Raw genomic sequence first — 17,455 nt, 5'->3', positions numbered from 1 at the left:
GACTATGACCATTCAAAACAACGCTTTGCCCACCCAGCGCAAACCTCTGGACCTGCGGCGCTTTCTCGATGACTGGGTGATGCTGTTGGCGGCCGTCGGGATCTTCGTGCTCTGCACCTTGCTGATCGACAACTTCCTTTCGCCGCTGAACATGCGCGGTCTGGGCCTGGCGATCTCCACGACGGGGATTGCCGCTTGCACCATGTTGTATTGCCTGGCGTCCGGGCACTTCGACTTGTCGGTAGGTTCGGTGATTGCTTGCGCCGGCGTGGTCGCCGCGGTGGTGATGCGCGACACCGACAGCGTGTTTCTCGGTGTGGTTGCGGCGCTGTTCATGGGGCTGATTGTCGGGTTGATCAACGGGATCGTGATCGCCAAGCTGCGGGTCAATGCGTTGATTACCACGCTGGCGACCATGCAGATCGTTCGCGGCCTGGCATACATCTTCGCCAACGGCAAAGCGGTAGGCGTGTCGCAAGAGCAGTTTTTCGTCTTCGGTAACGGCCAGTTATTGGGTGTGCCGGTGCCGATTCTGATCACCATTGTTTGCTTCCTGTTTTTCGGCTGGTTGCTGAACTACACCACCTACGGGCGCAACACCATGGCCATTGGCGGTAACCAGGAAGCGGCGCTGTTGGCCGGGGTGAACGTTGACCGGACCAAGATCATCATCTTCGCCGTGCACGGAGTGATTGGGGCGTTGGCCGGGGTGATTCTGGCGTCGCGCATGACCTCCGGTCAGCCGATGATTGGCCAGGGTTTTGAGCTGACGGTGATTTCTGCCTGCGTGTTGGGCGGGGTGTCGTTGAGTGGCGGGATCGGCATGATTCGGCATGTGATTGCCGGGGTGCTGATTCTGGCGATCATTGAGAACGCGATGAACCTGAAGAACATCGATACGTTTTACCAGTATGTGATTCGCGGTTCGATCTTGCTGTTGGCTGTTGTAATTGACCGCCTCAAACAACGCTGACACCCATTACCTGTGGGAGCGAGCTTGCTCGCGATGGCGGAGTGTCAGCCGACATTGATGTTGGATGAGGCGGCCTCATCGCGAGCAAGCTCGCTCCCACAGGGGATCTTTTGATCCGGCCCTTCCGTCATCAGCCATATATATTCCTTGCTCGTCCCAGTCCGTTTCGGTTATCACGTTGTACATGATTAGACAGGTACGATTTGACAAAAAACAACGGGTGGTCGACGAACTCATCCGGCGCATCGAAAGCGGCCTCATGGAGGACGGCCTTCTGTTGCCGGGTGAGCATCAATTGGCTCAAGAATTCAAAGTCAGCCGCGGCACGCTGCGCGAGGCCCTGGCTGAATTGAAACGGCGCAACTACATCGCAACCCAAAGCGGGGTGGGCTCCATCGTCACCTTCGACGGTGTGGTGCTTGATCAGCGTAGCGGCTGGGCCCAGGCCCTGGCCGACAGCGGGGCGCTGATCAATACCGAAGTACTGCGACTGGAGGCGGTCACCCGTCCTGACCTGTTGCCGCGTTTTGGCACCGACCAGTTCATCACCCTCGACCGGCGCCGCCGTTCCAACGAAGGCAAGCTGGTCTCCCTCGAACGCTCATTGATGCCCGCCACCGGAGGCCTGGAAAGCCTGCCGCGGGTCGGCTTGATCGATGATTCCCTGACCATCACCCTGGCCGCCTACGGCTACATCGGCGAACGCGGCGATCAATGGATCGGCGCCGAACCCTTGAACGCCGAAGACGCCGAACTGCTCGGTCGTCCGGTCGGCACGGTTTTCCTCAAAGCTTTGCGCACCACCTACGACCGGAAACACCGCTTCATGGAGCAGGTCGAAAGTTTGCTCGACCCGGTGCACTTTCGCCTGCACCTGCAATTTGGAACCTCGCAATGACCGCGCTCAACCGTGCCTTGGGCGCTTTCTACGGCCTGGCCCTGGGCGATGCGCTGGGCATGCCGACCCAATCCTTGAGCCGTGCCGAGATCAAGGTGCGCTTCGGCGAGATTACTGATCTGGAGGACGCCGGCCCGGATCAACCGATCGCCGCGAACATGCCCAAAGGCTCGATCACCGATGACACCGAACAGGCGATTCTGGTCGGACAATTGTTGGTTGAAGGCGAGGGCCGGATCGAACCGGCGATGCTCGCCCAACGTCTGATCGAATGGGAAGCCGCGATGCAGGCCAAGGGCTCCCAGGATTTGCTCGGCCCTTCGACCAAACGCGCGATCGAAATGATTCTCGCCGGCCATTCGCCGGAAGAGGCGGGGCGCTACGGCACTACCAACGGCGCGGCCATGCGCATCACGCCGGTGGGGCTCGCGGCGGACGTTGCCAACCCTGAGCGTTTCATCAACGCCGTCGTGCAGGCTTGCCAGGTCACCCACAACACCACGTTGGGCATTTCCAGCGCGGCAGCGGTGGCGGCGGTGGTCTCAGCCGGTATCAACGGCATGGACCTGGGCGAGGCTTTGAACCTCGGCCAGCAAATCGCTCAGCAAGCTGAAAGCCACGGTTACTGGGTGGCTGGCGGACGCATCGCCTCGCGCATCAGCTGGGCGCGGACCATCAGTGTCGACAGCGACAAGGCATTGCTGGCGGATTTGATGTACGACGTGATCGGCACTTCGGTGGCTTCGCAGGAATCGGTGGTGGTCTCGTTTGCCCTGGCCCAGCAAGTGGCCATTGGCGAAATGAACGCTTTCGAAGCGCTGTGCATGGCCGCAAGCCTTGGCGGCGACACTGACACCATCGCGGCGATTCTCGGCGCCATGCTCGGGGCCTGCCTGGGCCTTGAGAGTTGGCCGGTGGACATGATCGAAAAAATCAAAGCCGTTAACGATCTGGAGCTGGAGCCTTTGGTAAAAGGGCTTTTAGCTTTGCGTTGACTGGACTGGCGCCATCGCGAGCAAGCTCGCTCCCACAGGTACGGCGTGTACCTTAAGGTTTGCACAATTCCTGTGGGAGCGAGCTTACTCGCGATGGGCGCGCCGCCTATTTCATTTGATAACCCCGCAATGGATCGCACTGACCTGGCCAGGACAGCCAGGATGTCGTTTTGTCTTCCGTCATTGCCCACAACCACAACAAAGGCAACAGGAGCATTTTCACATGAGTTCATCAAACGCCGGGCAAAGCGCCGGGCAACTGGAAACCCGTGGCATCGAGCCCGTGCCGGAAGCGGAGTGCAACGGTCATCCGCTGCAACTGTTCTGGGTCTGGTTTGCCGCCAACATCTCCATCCTCGGCCTGCCGCTGGGCGCGACCCTTGTAGCCTTTCGCGGCTTGGCGATCTGGCAGGCGATCATTGTCGCGATCCTTGGTGCCGCCGGTTCCTTCGCGGTGGTCGGGATCATCTCCATTGCCGGTCGCCGTGGTCGCGCACCGAGCCTGACGTTGTCGCGAGCGATCTTCGGTGTACGCGGCAACATCGGGCCGACCCTGGTTTCGTTGATGTCGCGTCTGGGCTGGGAAACCGTCAACACCACAACCGCAGCCTTCGTGTTGCTGTCGCTGTGCTCGATTCTGTTCGGCTCGCCGGTAGAAGCCAAAAGCGCGCCGCTGCTGACCCTGGTGTTCATCGCGATTTTCGTGTTGCTGACGTTGTCGGTCTCTGGCCTCGGTCACGCCACGTTGCTGGTGATTCAGAAGTGGGCAACTTACGTGTTCGGAGCGCTGAACCTGCTGGTGGGCGGCTTCCTCTGCGCGACCATCGACTGGAGTGCGGTGTTCAACGCAACGCCCGCGCCGTTGAGCGCGATGATCATCGGCGTTGGCACCATGGCCGCTGGCACCGGAATCGGTTGGGCCAACGCGGGTGCCGACATGTCGCGCTATCAGCATCGCAGCGTCAAAGCCGCGCGCCTGGTGGCTTCGGCAGCGTTCGGTGCGGGGATTCCGCTGGTGCTGCTGATCACCCTCGGCGGCCTGCTGTCGGTGGGTAACAATGACTTGGCCTCGGCCACTGACCCGATCATTGCAATCCGCGACATGCTGCCGACCTGGATGGCCGTGCCGTACCTGATCACTGCGTTCGGTGGATTGCTGCTGTCGAACAACCTCTCGGTGTACTCCGCCGGTTTGACCACGTTGACCCTCGGTCTGAAGGTCAAACGCGTCTACGCGGTGGTGGTGGATATCGTCGCGATCTTCGCCGGTTCGATCTATTTCATGCTGATCGCCGACAGCTTCTACGGTCCGTTCATTACCTTCATTTCGCTGCTGGCGGTGCCGATCACGGCGTGGGTCGGGATCTTCGTCGTCGACCTGATTCACCGTCATTACTACAGCCCCCAAGACCTGCTGGACGTCAGCCCGAGCAGCGCTTACTGGTACAACGGCGGTATTGAGTGGCGCGCCTTCGGTGCGTGGGCGGTGGCGATCGTATTGGGCTTCAGCTTCACCACCATCGGCACGACCGAACAAACCCTCTGGTTCCGCGGCTTCCTGTCCGACTCCTGGCTGGGCCATAACGGCCTCGGCTGGATCGTGACGTTCCTGGTGGCCGGCGGGATTTATGGTGTACTCGGCGGGGCCAAGGATCGTCGTGCCGCGATAACCGAGAACGCTCATGCCTAGATTGCTGCACACCGGCCAGGTCATGATCGACCTGGTCATGGCCGTGGATAAACTGCCGCATTCGGGCGGCGATGTACTGGCGCAGTCCGCCAGTTTCGAGGCTGGCGGCGGCTTCAATGTGATGGCTGCCGCCCAGCGCAATGGCTTGCCGGTGGTTTACCTCGGCCGTCATGGCACCGGACGTTTCGGCGACCTGGCCCGCGAGGCGATGAAGGCTGAAGGCATTCGGATCGGCATCACTCACCGCGCCGAACGAGATACGGGATTGTGCGTCGCGTTAACCGAAGCCTCGGCCGAGCGCAGTTTCATTTCCTATATCGGTGCCGAAGGTGAGCTGACTGCCGAGGATCTGGCCAGCGTGCGGGCCGAGGCGGGTGACTATGTCTACGTCAGCGGCTACAGCCTGCTGCATGGCGGCAAAGCCCAGGCGCTGGTGGATTGGGTACTGGATTTGCCGCGAGGAATCAACGTGGTTTTCGATCCGGGTCCGCTGGTGGATTCGCCGGATGAGCCGTTGATGCAAGTCTTGCTGGCACGCATCGATCTGTGGACCAGCAACAGTGCCGAGGCGTTGAAGTTTACCGGTACGTCGGACATTGCCGAGGCCTTGAGCCGGTTGGCCGATCATCTGCCAGCCGACGTCTTGATGGTGGTTCGTGACGGCCCTCAAGGGTGCTGGATCAGCCAGCGTGGAGATCGCCAGCATGTGCCGGGTTTCAAGGTTGAGGCGGTAGATAGCAACGGTGCGGGGGATGCGCATGCCGGGGTATTTTTGGCCGGGTTGGCGCAAGGATTGTCGGCGGTTGAAGCGGCGCGGCGGGCTAATGCGGCGGCTGCGTTGGCGGTCACTCGATGGGGGCCGGCGACTTCGCCTGGGACGGCTGAGGTGGATGCGTTAATCAGCAAGACCTCCGGCGCCTGATCTACCTCCATCGTCGGAACGCCGCCCGGAGCAAGCTCGCTCCCACACTGAATCTGTGAACGACACAAATCCCCTGTGGGAGCGAGCTTGCTCGCGATGGGGCCATAAAATTCACGCTCAATCCTGACCTTACCCGGTCGCAGCCGCGCACGGCTGCGACCTGATTCGTCTTGTTAAACGTCCAGCTTGCGCGCCGCCTCAACCCCTGCGGCACTGAGTTTGATCGGCAGGTTCAACGAGTGCTCACCGGCCTCGTTGCAGATCACATGACCATGCTGGATCAATCCACGATCCTGCAGCGTGGCGAGGGTGCTGGCCACGACTTTCTCCCCCCGGTAATTGTCCAGGACCTCTTTGCCCAAACCACTTGGATGGGCATGCAGCAGTCGGGTCAGGACTTCTTTCTCAAGGTTTTTATCGACGTTCATGGTTACCTCTTCATGGATGTGGATAGGTCCATTTAATTAGAGTCCTTTACTAGAGGTTGGTCCGCCTCCGATTTGGATTGGTGCCTGATGAGCGACGAACGGTCTAGGCCCGCTGCAAGGCTCTGACGGTAACGGCCCGACGCCAGACCAGCCGGCCGACGCTGATCAGCCAGTTCAGCAGGGCCACTGCCAGCACCGTGAACAGCAGCGTCGACATCCCTTGTTCGACGATGATTTTCCCGGCCAGCAGCGGAAAGCCGAACACGCCGATGAAGTAGGACAGGCTGAACAGCAGCAAGGATTGCGCGGTGGTGCCGTTTGGCGCCTCGTTGGCCGCCAGGCCGTTGATCACCGAATAGGTCAACCCGTAACCGACCCCAAGCATCACTGCCGCCAGCACGTAGCTGAACCTGTCGTCGACGACGAAACCGAACATCAGGATCGAGCCCATCATCAAGCCCGACAGCAGGCAAGACGCCCAGAGTGGGTCGCGCTTGACCACGAAGCCGGCGATCAGCATTCGGCTGCTGATCGCTGCGCTCATGAAGCCGAGGAAGAACAGTGAATAGTCGAGTGAACGCGCCGCCGCGTAGCTGGTTTGAAAACTCGACAGACCGCCGAATACGCAACCACCGAGGCCAACCATGATGATCGGGAACGCCGCTCTGGACGACAGCACTTGCGCCGCTGCCCGCCAGGAAATTCGTGACACCGCTGCCGAGTGGGCCGGCGCTTTTTTCAGCTGCGAATCCAACCGCCAGAACAGCAACACGCCGATCAGGCTGGCCAGCGCCGCGAGGTAAAACGCCGCGGTGATCGGATAGCCGAGGGCACTGGCAGCGCGCCCTAACAAGGGATCGCTGCCGATCCCGGTCATCATGCTGCCCGACAGCAGCGCAAAGTATTTCGCACGTTGGGCGGGCGTTACCAGACTCGCCACGATGATCGGCCCCAAGGTGTAGAACACGCCCCAACCCAGCCCCAGCAAGAGTCCGAAAAACAACAGCAGATTGCCGAAACCTGGTGTCAGGGCGAAGCCCAGGCTGGCGGCCACCAGCAGAATGCCAAACAGCGCAATCGAGCGCGCCGCGCCGAGCAAATCGGACAAGTGCCCGGAGACGATCACCGCTGCAAACGTACTGAGCATCGCCGCCGAAATCACACTGCCGGCATCGTGCTCGTTGCCGCCGCGGGAACCGATCAACAACGACAGCAAAAAGGTCGAGCCATAGGACAGCGACAGCAAATAGCTGGCCAGGCAAAACAGGCCGAACAATCTGCTGGAGACTTGGGGTGTTGCACTAGGCATGACGCGGTTCCTTGACCCGATAGAAGAGAGCTTCATCTATCTATCATGCAAGGCGCTGATGTTAGGTCTGAGGTTATCGATTTCAGGGTTAGCGCTAGCCGGAGTAAAGCCTTCACCAGGCCCCACGGATGACGTTTTGATTTCATATGTGACGAGCGCTGCTCGCCGACTTAGTATGGCGTTTTCCACTTTTGACGAAGGCACGTCCATGACGATCGAGATCCGCCCGGCGACCCCGAGCGATGCACCGCAAATCCTCGGGTTCATCACCGAACTGGCCGACTACGAACGTGCCCGCCACGAAGTCATCGCCAGCGTCGCCGACATCGAGCGCAGCCTGTTCAGTGAAGGCGCCACCGCCCACGGCCTGATCTGCCTGCGCGACGGCTCGCCGATCGGCTTCGCGGTGTTCTTCTTCAGCTATTCCACGTGGCTGGGCAGCAACTGCCTGTACCTCGAAGACCTCTACATCACCCCCGAACAACGCGGCGGCGGTGCCGGCAAAACCTTGTTGCGCCATTTGGCAAAAGTCGCCTGCGCCAATGATTGCGGCCGATTTGAGTGGAGCGTGCTGGACTGGAACAAACCGGCGATCGAGTTCTACAAATCCCTGGGGGCTCAGCCGCAGGAAGAGTGGGTTCGGTATCGGATGGATGGGGCGGTGTTGAGGGAGTTTGCCGAGGGCAATTGATCGCACGCGACATCCTTTAAAGATCGCAGCCTTTGGCAGCTTCCACCTCGACGTGTAGAAGCCGCCGAAAGCTGCGATCTTTTTTGTCATAATCTCAATATATGGGACAGTTATTTATATATTGAGATTTTTATGCGTCAGGGTTTATAGTCCAGCTCACTCACTGCCAATAAACAAAACAGGTGAAGCGATGCTGGCGCAATTGATCGCGCTCGATTGGGGGACAACCTCATTACGTGCTTACAAACTCGCCGCAGGTGGCCAGGTGCTCGAACAGCGTTCGCTGTCGTCGGGCATCATGCAGCTGCCCAGGACGCCGCGAATGATTGCGGGTCAGGCATGTACCGACGGTTTTGAACTGGCCTTCGATGAGGCCTGCGGTGACTGGCTCGACGCGCAGCCCGACTTGCCGGTGATTGCTTGCGGCATGGTCGGCAGCGCACAAGGCTGGTGTGAAGCGGCTTACCGCGATACGCCGGCGAACGTTGCCAATCTCGGAACTTCCCTACAAACGGTTCGCAGTCTTCGTGGTGTCGATGTGCACATCGTGCCGGGCGTGATTCAGCGTTCGCGCCTGCCGAACGTGATGCGTGGCGAAGAAACCCAAGTGCTCGGCGTGCTGCAGAATTTACCGGTCGAGGCGGGCGGTGAACTGTTGATCGGCCTGCCGGGCAGTCATTCGAAGTGGGTGGAAGTGGCCGACGGCTGCATCGTGCATTTCGATACCTTCATGACCGGCGAAGTCTTCGCCGTGCTCAGCGAACACAGCATTCTGGGGCGCACCCAGCAAAAGGGCGCGTCCTTCGATGGCCAAGCCTTTGATCGTGGTGTGCAGGTGGCCCTGTCGGCGGATGGCGAGATCGGGCCGTTGTCGACATTGTTCAGTGCCCGCAGCCTCGGGTTGACCGGCGAACTCAGCGCCACCGCCCAACCGGATTACTTGTCCGGCTTGTTGATCGGCCATGAACTGTCAGCGTTGGCGAGTGTTCAGCGACGCCGACGCAACAGCGTTCATCTGCCTTCGATCATCCTCATCGGTAATTCCCAACTCTGTGCCCGCTACAGCCGGGCGCTCGACGCCTGTGGTTTTGCCCGGGTGACCCTGGCCGAACAGGCCACCGAACGCGGCTTGTGGCAGTTGGCGGTTGCCGCCGGACTGATCGTCGCACACCCACCTCGTTAAACCTGACTGGAGGTCTGACATGCTCAAGCAAGCACTGGCGCAAAACGGTCTGATCGCGATCCTGCGTGGCCTGCGCCCGCAAGAAGCGGCCGCCATCGGCGAAGTCCTTTACGCCGCCGGTTTTCGCGTCATCGAAGTGCCGCTCAATTCCCCTGAACCGTACGAAAGTATCCGCATCCTGCGCAGTACCTTGCCCGCCGACTGCCTGATCGGCGCAGGCACGGTGTTGACGCCGGAGCAGGTCGAGCAAGTGAAGGCGGCGGGCGGTCAAGTGATCGTCATGCCGCACAGCGATCCCAAAGTGTTGCGCGCGGCGAAGGCGGCGGGGCTGTTCCTGTCGCCGGGCGTTGCCACTCCGACCGAGGCCTTTGCGGCGCTGGCCGAAGGGGCGGACGTGCTGAAGATATTCCCAGCCGAGCAGATGGGGCCGGCAGTCGTCAAAGCCTGGCTCGCGGTGTTGCCAGCAGGGACGATTCTGGCGCCGGTCGGCGGGATTACGCCGGACAACATGCAGGTGTTTATCGACGCCGGCGTCAAGGGATTCGGACTGGGTTCCGGGTTGTTCAAACCGGGCATGACGCCTGAGGACGTGGCGGTAAACGCCAAGGCCTATGTCGCTGCCTGGAAAGCCCTTCGCTAAGACTTTTTTGGCGCTGCGAGCGCTACATCTATAAGAGCTGCACTTATAAAAAGAGAGCAAAAGATGAAAATCACCAAACTGACCACCTTCATCGTTCCGCCGCGCTGGTGCTTCCTCAAAGTCGAAACCGACGAGGGCGTGACCGGCTGGGGCGAACCCGTGGTCGAAGGCCGCGCGCACACGGTTGCCGCCGCCGTTGAAGAATTGTCCGACTACCTGATCGGCAAAGACCCACGCAACATCGAAGACATCTGGACCGTGCTCTACCGCGGCGGCTTCTACCGGGGTGGCGCGATCCACATGAGCGCGCTGGCCGGTATCGACCAGGCGTTGTGGGACATCAAGGGCAAGGCCCTGGGCGTTTCGGTCAGCGACCTGCTCGGTGGCCAAGTGCGCGACAAGATTCGCGTGTATTCGTGGATTGGCGGCGACCGCCCGGCGGACACCGCTCGTGCGGCGAAAGAAGCGGTCGAGCGTGGTTTCACTGCGGTGAAAATGAACGGCACCGAAGAGCTGCAATTCCTCGATTCCTTCGAGAAAGTCGACCTGGCCCTGGCCAACGTTGCCGCCGTGCGTGATGCGGTAGGCCCGAACGTCGGCATCGGCGTCGACTTCCATGGCCGGGTGCACAAGCCGATGGCCAAGGTGCTGATGAAGGAACTCGACCCGTACAAACTGATGTTCATCGAAGAGCCGGTGCTTAGCGAAAACTACGAAGCATTGAAGGAACTGGCGCCGCTGACCAGCACCCCGATTGCCCTCGGAGAGCGCTTGTTCTCGCGCTGGGATTTCAAGCGCGTGCTCAGCGAAGGTTACGTCGACATCATCCAGCCGGACGCGTCCCACGCTGGCGGCATCACTGAAACCCGCAAGATCGCCAACATGGCCGAAGCCTATGACGTGGCGCTGGCGCTGCATTGCCCGTTGGGCCCGATTGCCCTGGCGGCGTGCCTGCAACTGGACGCGGTTTGCTACAACGCGTTCATCCAGGAGCAGAGCCTGGGCATCCATTACAACGAGAGCAACGACCTGCTGGATTACGTGAAAGATCCGCGGGTGTTCGACTACGACAAAGGCTTCGTGAAAATCCCGAACGGCCCGGGTCTGGGCATCGAGATCAATGAGGAATACGTGATCGAACGCGCCGCCGTCGGCCACCGCTGGCGCAACCCGATCTGGCGCCATGCCGATGGCAGTTTTGCCGAGTGGTGAGTTCTCCCTGGCTGCATTCCCACGCGGAGCGTGGGAACGATCACGACCTCAATAAACATAAGAAGAGGCATTCCCCATGCAACCGCAAACCCTTACCGGGCAGGCGTCGTTGGTGACGCCCAGTCGCAAGCGTTTTTTCATCATGGTCCTGCTGTTCATCACCGTAGTGATCAACTACCTGGACCGCAGCAACCTGTCCATCGCCGCCCCGGCACTGACCAGCGAACTGGGCATCGACCCGATCCACGTCGGGCTAATTTTCTCGGCATTCGGCTGGACCTACGCCGCCATGCAAATCCCCGGCGGCTGGCTGGTGGATCGCGTCCCGCCGCGGATTCTCTATAGCGTCGCGCTGCTGTTATGGTCGATCGCCACCGTCATGCTCGGCTTCGCGGCCAGCTTCATCGCACTGTTCGTGTTGCGTATGGCGGTCGGCGCACTGGAAGCACCGGCGTACCCGATCAACAGCCGTGTGGTCACCACTTGGTTTCCCGAGCGCGAGCGCGCTACGGCGATTGGTTTCTACACGTCCGGGCAATTCGTCGGTCTGGCGTTCCTGACGCCGGTATTGGCCTGGCTGCAGCATCACTATGGTTGGCACATGGTGTTTGTCAGCACCGGTGCGGTGGGCATTCTCTGGGCTGTGATCTGGTACGCGGTGTATCGCGAGCCACGGGATTTCAAAGGCGCCAATGACGCCGAAATCGAGCTGATTCGCGAAGGTGGCGGGCTGGTGGATATCCAGGCTGAACAAGCCAAGGTCAAAGCCAAGTTCAGCTGGACCGATCTCGGCATCGTTCTGACCAAACGCAAGTTGTGGGGCATCTACCTCGGCCAGTTCTGCCTCAACTCGACGTTGTGGTTTTTTCTGACGTGGTTCCCGACCTACCTGGTGAAATATCGCGGCATGGACTTCATCAAGTCCGGCCTGTTGGCGTCGCTGCCGTTTCTCGCCGCCTTCGTCGGTGTGCTGTGTTCGGGGTTCTTCTCTGACTGGCTGATCCGCCGCGGCTACACCGTGGGTTTCGCCCGCAAGTTGCCGATCATTGGCGGCCTGCTGATTTCCACCTCGATCATCGGCGCCAACTTCGTCGAGTCGACACCGCTGGTGATTGCCTTCCTCGCGTTGGCGTTCTTCGGTAACGGGCTGGCCTCGATCACCTGGTCGCTGGTTTCAACGTTGGCCCCGGCGCGATTGCTCGGGTTGACCGGCGGGGTGTTCAACTTCATCGGCAACCTGTCGGCGATTACCACGCCGATCGTCATCGGTTTCCTCGCCACCGGTGATTCGTTTGCCCCGGCGATCACCTACATCTCGGTTCTGGCGTTGATCGGCGCGCTTTCCTACATCTTGCTGGTCGGCAAAGTCGAGCGTATCAAGTTGTAGTTGCGGCATGCGGGCGACCATAATGCCGCCCGTTCACTCGCTCAACGGTAAAGGCTGGATATGCAGGAAGACGCCCCAAAAATCGCCAAGGACGCCGCACCGACCGGCACCCAGACACTGCTTCGTGGTTTGGGTGTGGTTCAGGCCGTGGCCAGTGGTGCCCGCGATCTGAAGGAAATCGCCCGACTGATCGGCACGACACGCAGCACCACCCATCGTCTGGCCAGTTGCCTGGTGGACGAGCGTTACCTGCGCGTGGTGCCGCAAGTCGGTTATCTGTTGGGGCCGAAGCTGATCGAACTGGGTTTCCAGGCGCGCGAAGAGCTGCCGCTGGTGACCCTGGCCGGGCCGTATCTGGATGAGTTGTCGGCGTTGACCGGCGACACCATTCATTTGGCGATTCGTGAAGGCGACGAGGTGCTGTACCTGCACAAGAATCCGGGGCGCAATGGCCCGGAAATGCGTTCGCGGGTCGGCCATCGCATGCCGTTGGCGCGGACCGGGATCGGCAAGGCGCTGATGCTCGATGACACGCAGGAAGAATGGCAGCGGCTGTACGAAGTCAGCTTGCCGGCGGGTGGGAAAAATCAATTCTGGCCGCAGCACCCGGAGCAGTCCTGGGAGCAATTTCAGCAGCGCATGGTCGAGTATGTGGCAGGCGGTTATGCCTTCGACCTGGAAGACAACGAACCGTCGATCCGCTGTGTAGCGGCGCCGATCCGCGATGCCAGCAAACGTATCGTTGCCGGCATCAGCATCGCCAGCACCGTGCCGTATATGCCGCTGGAGAAAATGGCCGAGCTGATTCCCCTGATCAAAGGAGTCACAGCCCGGCTGTCGGCGGAGCTTGGCGCTAAGGTCTGATCAGACCTTCAGTGTCGCCATATCGATCACGAAACGGTACTTCACATCACCTGCAATCATGCGGGCGTAAGCCTCGTTGATCCGGCGGATGTCGAGCATTTCAATGTCGCAGGTGATGTTGTGCTCGGCGCAGAAATCCAGCACCTCCTGGGTTTCGGCGATGCCACCGATCAGCGAGCCGGCCAATACGCGACGGCTCATCACCAGTTTGCCAGCGTGGATCGGTGGATCTACCGGCTCGATCAGCCCGACCAGAATGTGCACGCCGTCGAAACGCAGCGTATCGAGGTAGGGATTGAGGTCGTGCTGCACCGGAATGGTGTCCAGCAGGAAGTCGAAATGGCCGGCCGCAGCCTTCATCTGATCGGCATCGGTGGACACGATCACGTGGTCAGCACCTTGACGACGACCTTCTTCAGCCTTGCTTGCAGAGCGGGTGAACAACGTCACTTCAGCACCCATCGCCTTGGCAAATTTGATGCCCATGTGACCCAGGCCGCCCATGCCGAGAATTCCGACCTTATCGCCCGCTTTAACGCCGTAGTGCTTGAGCGGCGAATAGGTGGTGATGCCGGCACACAGGATCGGCGCGGCGCTGGCCGGGTCGAGTTTTTCCGGGATGCGCACGACAAAGTGCTCGCTGACCACGATGCTGTCGGAATAGCCGCCCATGGTGTTGCTGCCATCGACGCGGTCCGGGGTGGCGTAGGTCATGGTCGGACCTTCGAGGCAGTATTGCTCGAGGTTCGACTGGCAGGCTTCGCAGCTGCGGCAGGAATCAACCATGCACCCGACGCCAACCAGATCGCCGACTTTGTGCTTGGTGACGTTCGCACCGACGGCGGTAACTTTGCCTACGATCTCGTGGCCGGGCATCAGTGGGTAAACGGCAATGCCCCACTCGTTGCGTGCCTGATGGATGTCGGAATGGCAGACGCCGCAGTAGAGAATATCGATCGCAACGTCGTCGGCCCGAGGGCTGCGGCGCTCGAATTTCACGGGGGCGAGGGGAGTGGTGGCCGACTGGGCGGCATATCCGATGGCGGTGTACATGATGAACCTCGCAAAAGCTGTGACGGGTGAGCTGACGCATTCTGGGCGCCGCACCGGCCACCGGCCATGGCGATTCCTCCGGGTGTCATGCCTAATCCTCCGGCTTGTTTCTTCGATTGGTCAAATGGGCGATCAGACCTGCGATGATGCTTTCATCCCTTTTTCCGTGACTTTTTCTGTGAAGAGCTCCCCATGTTGTTGACCCGTCATCTCGATGCCAATGCCACCCTGGTTTCGCTGATTCAGCCTTTGACTAATCGCGACGGTTTCGCGCCCACGGCGTTGCCGGGTGTGCAGGTTTTGCGGGCCAGTTGTGATGTGGCTCGCGGCCCGCAGATTTACGAGCCGAGTCTGGTCATCATCGCCCAGGGCAGCAAACTGGCGTATCTGGGGCCGCGTACGCTGGAATACGGCGCCGGGCATTATTTGATTCAGGCATTGCCGGTGCCGTTCGAATGCGAGACGTTTTCAGCACCCGATGGCCCGATGCTGGGCGTTTCCATCGCGATTGACCGGGTGTTGCTCGGTGAATTGGTCTTGGCCATGGGGCTGGCGCCGGGGCGCAATATTCCTGCGCAGACACCCGAGTCGATGACCTCGGCAGTGCTCGACGATGGGATGCGTGGTTGCGTGGAGCGGCTGTTGCGTTGCCTGCACGATCCGCTGGAATGCCAGATCATGGGGCCGGCGCGGTTGAGGGAATTGTTGTTCGTTGCTTTGCGTGGTCCGCAAGCTGATGTGTTGCGTGCGTTGGTGGAACAGCAGGGGCAGTTCGCCCGGATCGCGGCGTCGCTCAGCCATCTGCATGCGCATTACACCGAACCCTTGAACGTCGAGACCTTGGCCAGTTGCGCGAACATGAGTGCGTCGACGTTTCACGAGCATTTCAAACGCAGCACCTTGTTGTCGCCGGTGCAGTATTTGAAGCGTTTGCGTTTGCTCAGGGCCCAGCAGTTATTGCTGGGCGAGGGATTGGGCGTGGCGCAGGTGGCGCATCGGGTGGGGTATCAAAGTACGTCGCAGTTCAGTCGCGAGTACAAGCGCTACTTCGAGCGTAATCCCGGTGACGAACGCGCTGCTTGACAGGAATCGCCGGCAACAAAAAGGCCCCCGTTCGGGAGCCTTAATGTTCAGCCGTTCGACTTACATGTTCGGATAAGTCGGGCCGCCAGAGCCTTCCGGCGCCACCCAGGTGATGTTCTGTGCAGGGTCCTTGATGTCGCAGGTCTTGCAGTGAACGCAGTTCTGGGCGTTGATCTGGAAGCGCTTCTCGCCGTCTTCCTTGGTCACCACTTCGTACACGCCGGCCGGGCAGTAACGCTGGGCAGGTTCATCGTACATCGGCAGGTTCTTGGCGATCGGAATGCTCGGATCGGTCAGCTTCAAGTGGCAAGGCTGTTCTTCTTCGTGGTTGGTACCCGAGATGAACACCGAGCTGAGTTTGTCGAAGCTGATCTTGCCGTCGGGTTTCGGGTAGTCGATCTTCTTGCAGTCTGCCGCAAGCTTGAGGCAAGCGTAATCCGGCTTGGTGTCGTGCAAGGTGAACGGCAGTTTGCCGCCGAAGATGTTCTGGTCGAGCCAGTTGAAACCGCCGCCGACGATGGCGCCGAACTTGTGGATCGCCGGGCCGAAGTTGCGGCTGGCGAACAGTTCGTCGTAGAGCCAGCTCTTCTTGAACGCGTCGACGTAAGTGGTCAGCTCTTCGGTGCCGTCCTTTTCAGCGAACAGCGCTTCGGCCACGGATTCAGCGGCGAGCATGCCGGACTTCATCGCGGTGTGGCTGCCTTTGATCTTGGCGAAGTTCAGGGTGCCGAGATCGCAACCGATCAGCGCGCCGCCCTTGAAGACCATTTTCGGCAGCGAGTTCAGGCCGCCTTTGGAGATAGCGCGAGCGCCGTAGCTGATGCGCTTGCCGCCTTCCAGGTACTGCTTGAGTACCGGGTGATGCTTGAGGCGCTGGAACTCGTCGAATGGCGACAGGTAAGTGTTGCTGTAGGACAAGTCGACGATCAGACCGACGACCACCTGGTTGTTTTCCAAGTGATAGAGGAACGAGCCGCCGGTGTTCTCGGTGCCCATGATGTCCAGCGGCCAGCCGGCGGTGTGGACGACCAAGCCTGGCTGGTGCTTGGCTGGGTCGATTTCCCAGATTTCTTTCAGGCCGATGCCGTAGTGCTGGGCGTCGGCATCGCTGTCGAGGTTGAAGCGCTTGATCAGCTGCTTGCCGATATGGCCGCGGCAACCTTCGGCGAACAGCGTGTACTTGCCTCGCAGCTCCATGCCTGGGGTGTACAGGCCTTCTTTCGGATGGCCTTCGCGGTCAACGCCCAGATCGCCAGTGATGATCCCGCGAACCACGCCGTTCTCGTCGAACAGCGCTTCCTGAGCGGCGAAGCCTGGGTAGATTTCCACGCCCAGGTTCTCGGCCTGCTGGGCCAGCCAGCGGCACAGGTTGCCCAGGGAGATGATGTAGTTGCCTTCGTTGTGCATGGTCTTGGGCACAAAGAGGTCGGGAATCTTTTGCGCGCTGTCGGCGTTCTTGAGAACGAAGATGTCATCGCGGGTGACTGGCGTATTCAGCGGGGCGCCGAGTTCTTTCCAGTCCGGGAACAATTCGTTCAGGGCGCGTGGTTCGAACACGGCACCGGACAGGATGTGAGCACCCACTTCGGAGCCTTTTTCGACCACGCAGACGCTGATTTCCTTACCGGCTTCGGCGGCCTTCTGCTTCAATCGGCAGGCGGCGGAAAGACCAGCGGGGCCGGCACCGACGATGACCACGTCGAATTCCATGTATTCGCGTTCCACAGGTTATCTCCTACTCAAGGCTCAACAGTTTTTTTCTAATTGGAGGTTTGGTGTCGCATCCATGAATTCTTGCTCAATGCAGGAAGAGGACAATCGATGAGCCACCTTTCTCTCTAAGGTGGCGCATTATATCTACACCACTCCTAGCGTCCAATACAAACGTTTGTTTGAATCGGCTCAAAGCCAGAGAAATCAAAGTCACGCGGCTTATGACTGGCCATTTTGCCGTATTGACCGGAATAGGCGTTCCGGTCAATATACGGTCGGTTTTGCGCTCGCCGTAGGCTGACTGTTGGTTTCAAGAGCACCTCTAAAGACAGGGCGATGGCAGTACAGGGTGATGCGCCGTGCAAGTTTGCTGCGCAGTTTACACGCCGCGATATTGAATGACTTGTCGGTCAT

Annotated in this window: 16 protein-coding genes; 12 read left to right on the top strand and 4 right to left on the bottom strand. The window is 60.1% G+C overall.

Annotation, left to right across the window (positions count from 1 at the left end):
• The first annotated feature begins 4 nt into the window (after positions 1-4).
• The 5 genes from araH to ACYZT7_RS24010 all read left to right on the top strand — a co-directional run bounded on the left by araH (position 5) and on the right by ACYZT7_RS24010 (position 5,478).
• Complete coding sequence (gene araH / locus ACYZT7_RS24030) at positions 5-973, top strand: L-arabinose ABC transporter permease AraH (RefSeq protein ID WP_111451791.1); 969 nt, start codon at positions 5-7, stop codon at positions 971-973.
• 184 nt (positions 974-1,157) lie between these two features.
• Positions 1,158-1,871 carry a GntR family transcriptional regulator gene (locus ACYZT7_RS24025; RefSeq protein ID WP_462038491.1) on the top strand — a complete coding sequence of 238 codons (714 nt, stop codon included), beginning with the start codon at positions 1,158-1,160 and terminating at the stop codon, positions 1,869-1,871.
• Positions 1,868-2,866, top strand: a complete 999-nt coding sequence (locus ACYZT7_RS24020; protein ID WP_462038490.1) for an ADP-ribosylglycohydrolase family protein — start codon at positions 1,868-1,870, stop codon at positions 2,864-2,866. Before ACYZT7_RS24025 ends, ACYZT7_RS24020 begins: the two co-directional genes overlap by 4 nt.
• A gap of 223 nt (positions 2,867-3,089) precedes the next feature.
• Positions 3,090-4,556 (top strand): purine-cytosine permease family protein, encoded by a 1,467-nt coding sequence (locus tag ACYZT7_RS24015; RefSeq protein WP_462038489.1) that lies wholly within the window; start codon positions 3,090-3,092, stop codon positions 4,554-4,556.
• On the top strand, positions 4,549-5,478 hold the full coding sequence (locus ACYZT7_RS24010; RefSeq protein WP_462038488.1) for a PfkB family carbohydrate kinase: 930 nt from the start codon (positions 4,549-4,551) through the stop codon (positions 5,476-5,478). The genes ACYZT7_RS24015 and ACYZT7_RS24010 overlap by 8 nt, the downstream gene beginning before the upstream one ends.
• 173 nt (positions 5,479-5,651) lie before the next feature.
• Here the strand turns inward: ACYZT7_RS24010 and ACYZT7_RS24005 are convergent, their stop codons facing one another.
• Together ACYZT7_RS24005 and ACYZT7_RS24000 are read right to left on the bottom strand one after the other, a co-directional pair.
• On the bottom strand, positions 5,652-5,906 hold the full coding sequence (locus tag ACYZT7_RS24005; RefSeq protein WP_462038487.1) for a hypothetical protein: 255 nt from the start codon (positions 5,904-5,906) through the stop codon (positions 5,652-5,654).
• Positions 5,907-6,009: 103 nt separating this feature from the next.
• A complete protein-coding gene (locus ACYZT7_RS24000; RefSeq protein WP_462038486.1) occupies positions 6,010-7,215 on the bottom strand; it encodes an MFS transporter in 1,206 nt (401 codons plus the stop codon).
• A 208-nt stretch (positions 7,216-7,423) separates the two neighbouring features.
• On the opposite strand from ACYZT7_RS24000, the gene ACYZT7_RS23995 reads away from it, so the two are divergent.
• From ACYZT7_RS23995 to ACYZT7_RS23970, 6 genes are all read left to right on the top strand, one after another.
• Positions 7,424-7,906, top strand: a complete 483-nt coding sequence (locus ACYZT7_RS23995; protein ID WP_462038485.1) for a GNAT family N-acetyltransferase — start codon at positions 7,424-7,426, stop codon at positions 7,904-7,906.
• 190 nt (positions 7,907-8,096) lie between these two features.
• Positions 8,097-9,089, top strand: a complete 993-nt coding sequence (locus ACYZT7_RS23990) for a 2-dehydro-3-deoxygalactonokinase (protein WP_462038484.1) — start codon at positions 8,097-8,099, stop codon at positions 9,087-9,089.
• A gap of 19 nt (positions 9,090-9,108) precedes the next feature.
• Positions 9,109-9,729, top strand: coding sequence for a 2-dehydro-3-deoxy-6-phosphogalactonate aldolase (locus tag ACYZT7_RS23985; protein ID WP_462038483.1), 621 nt, complete (start codon positions 9,109-9,111; stop codon positions 9,727-9,729).
• Between the two features lie 63 nt (positions 9,730-9,792).
• A complete protein-coding gene (dgoD, locus tag ACYZT7_RS23980; protein ID WP_008152275.1) occupies positions 9,793-10,941 on the top strand; it encodes a galactonate dehydratase in 1,149 nt (382 codons plus the stop codon).
• A 76-nt stretch (positions 10,942-11,017) separates the two neighbouring features.
• On the top strand, positions 11,018-12,328 hold the full coding sequence (locus ACYZT7_RS23975) for an MFS transporter (protein WP_462038482.1): 1,311 nt from the start codon (positions 11,018-11,020) through the stop codon (positions 12,326-12,328).
• Positions 12,329-12,388: 60 nt separating this feature from the next.
• Positions 12,389-13,192 carry an IclR family transcriptional regulator gene (locus tag ACYZT7_RS23970; RefSeq protein WP_008152270.1) on the top strand — a complete coding sequence of 268 codons (804 nt, stop codon included), beginning with the start codon at positions 12,389-12,391 and terminating at the stop codon, positions 13,190-13,192.
• On the opposite strand, the gene ACYZT7_RS23965 is transcribed toward ACYZT7_RS23970, so the two are convergent.
• Positions 13,193-14,245, bottom strand: a complete 1,053-nt coding sequence (locus ACYZT7_RS23965) for an NAD(P)-dependent alcohol dehydrogenase (RefSeq protein ID WP_462038481.1) — start codon at positions 14,243-14,245, stop codon at positions 13,193-13,195. It abuts the gene before it with no gap.
• A gap of 192 nt (positions 14,246-14,437) precedes the next feature.
• On the opposite strand from ACYZT7_RS23965, the gene ACYZT7_RS23960 reads away from it, so the two are divergent.
• Positions 14,438-15,328, top strand: coding sequence for an AraC family transcriptional regulator (locus ACYZT7_RS23960; RefSeq protein WP_462038480.1), 891 nt, complete (start codon positions 14,438-14,440; stop codon positions 15,326-15,328).
• A gap of 60 nt (positions 15,329-15,388) precedes the next feature.
• Here ACYZT7_RS23960 and ACYZT7_RS23955 read toward each other — a convergent pair whose 3' ends face one another.
• Complete coding sequence (locus tag ACYZT7_RS23955; protein WP_462038479.1) at positions 15,389-17,053, bottom strand: electron transfer flavoprotein-ubiquinone oxidoreductase; 1,665 nt, start codon at positions 17,051-17,053, stop codon at positions 15,389-15,391.
• Positions 17,054-17,455 lie beyond the last annotated feature (402 nt).

The organism is Pseudomonas sp. RT4P38 (assembly GCF_054897765.1).
This window is presented reverse-complemented; position numbering and strand designations above follow the sequence as displayed.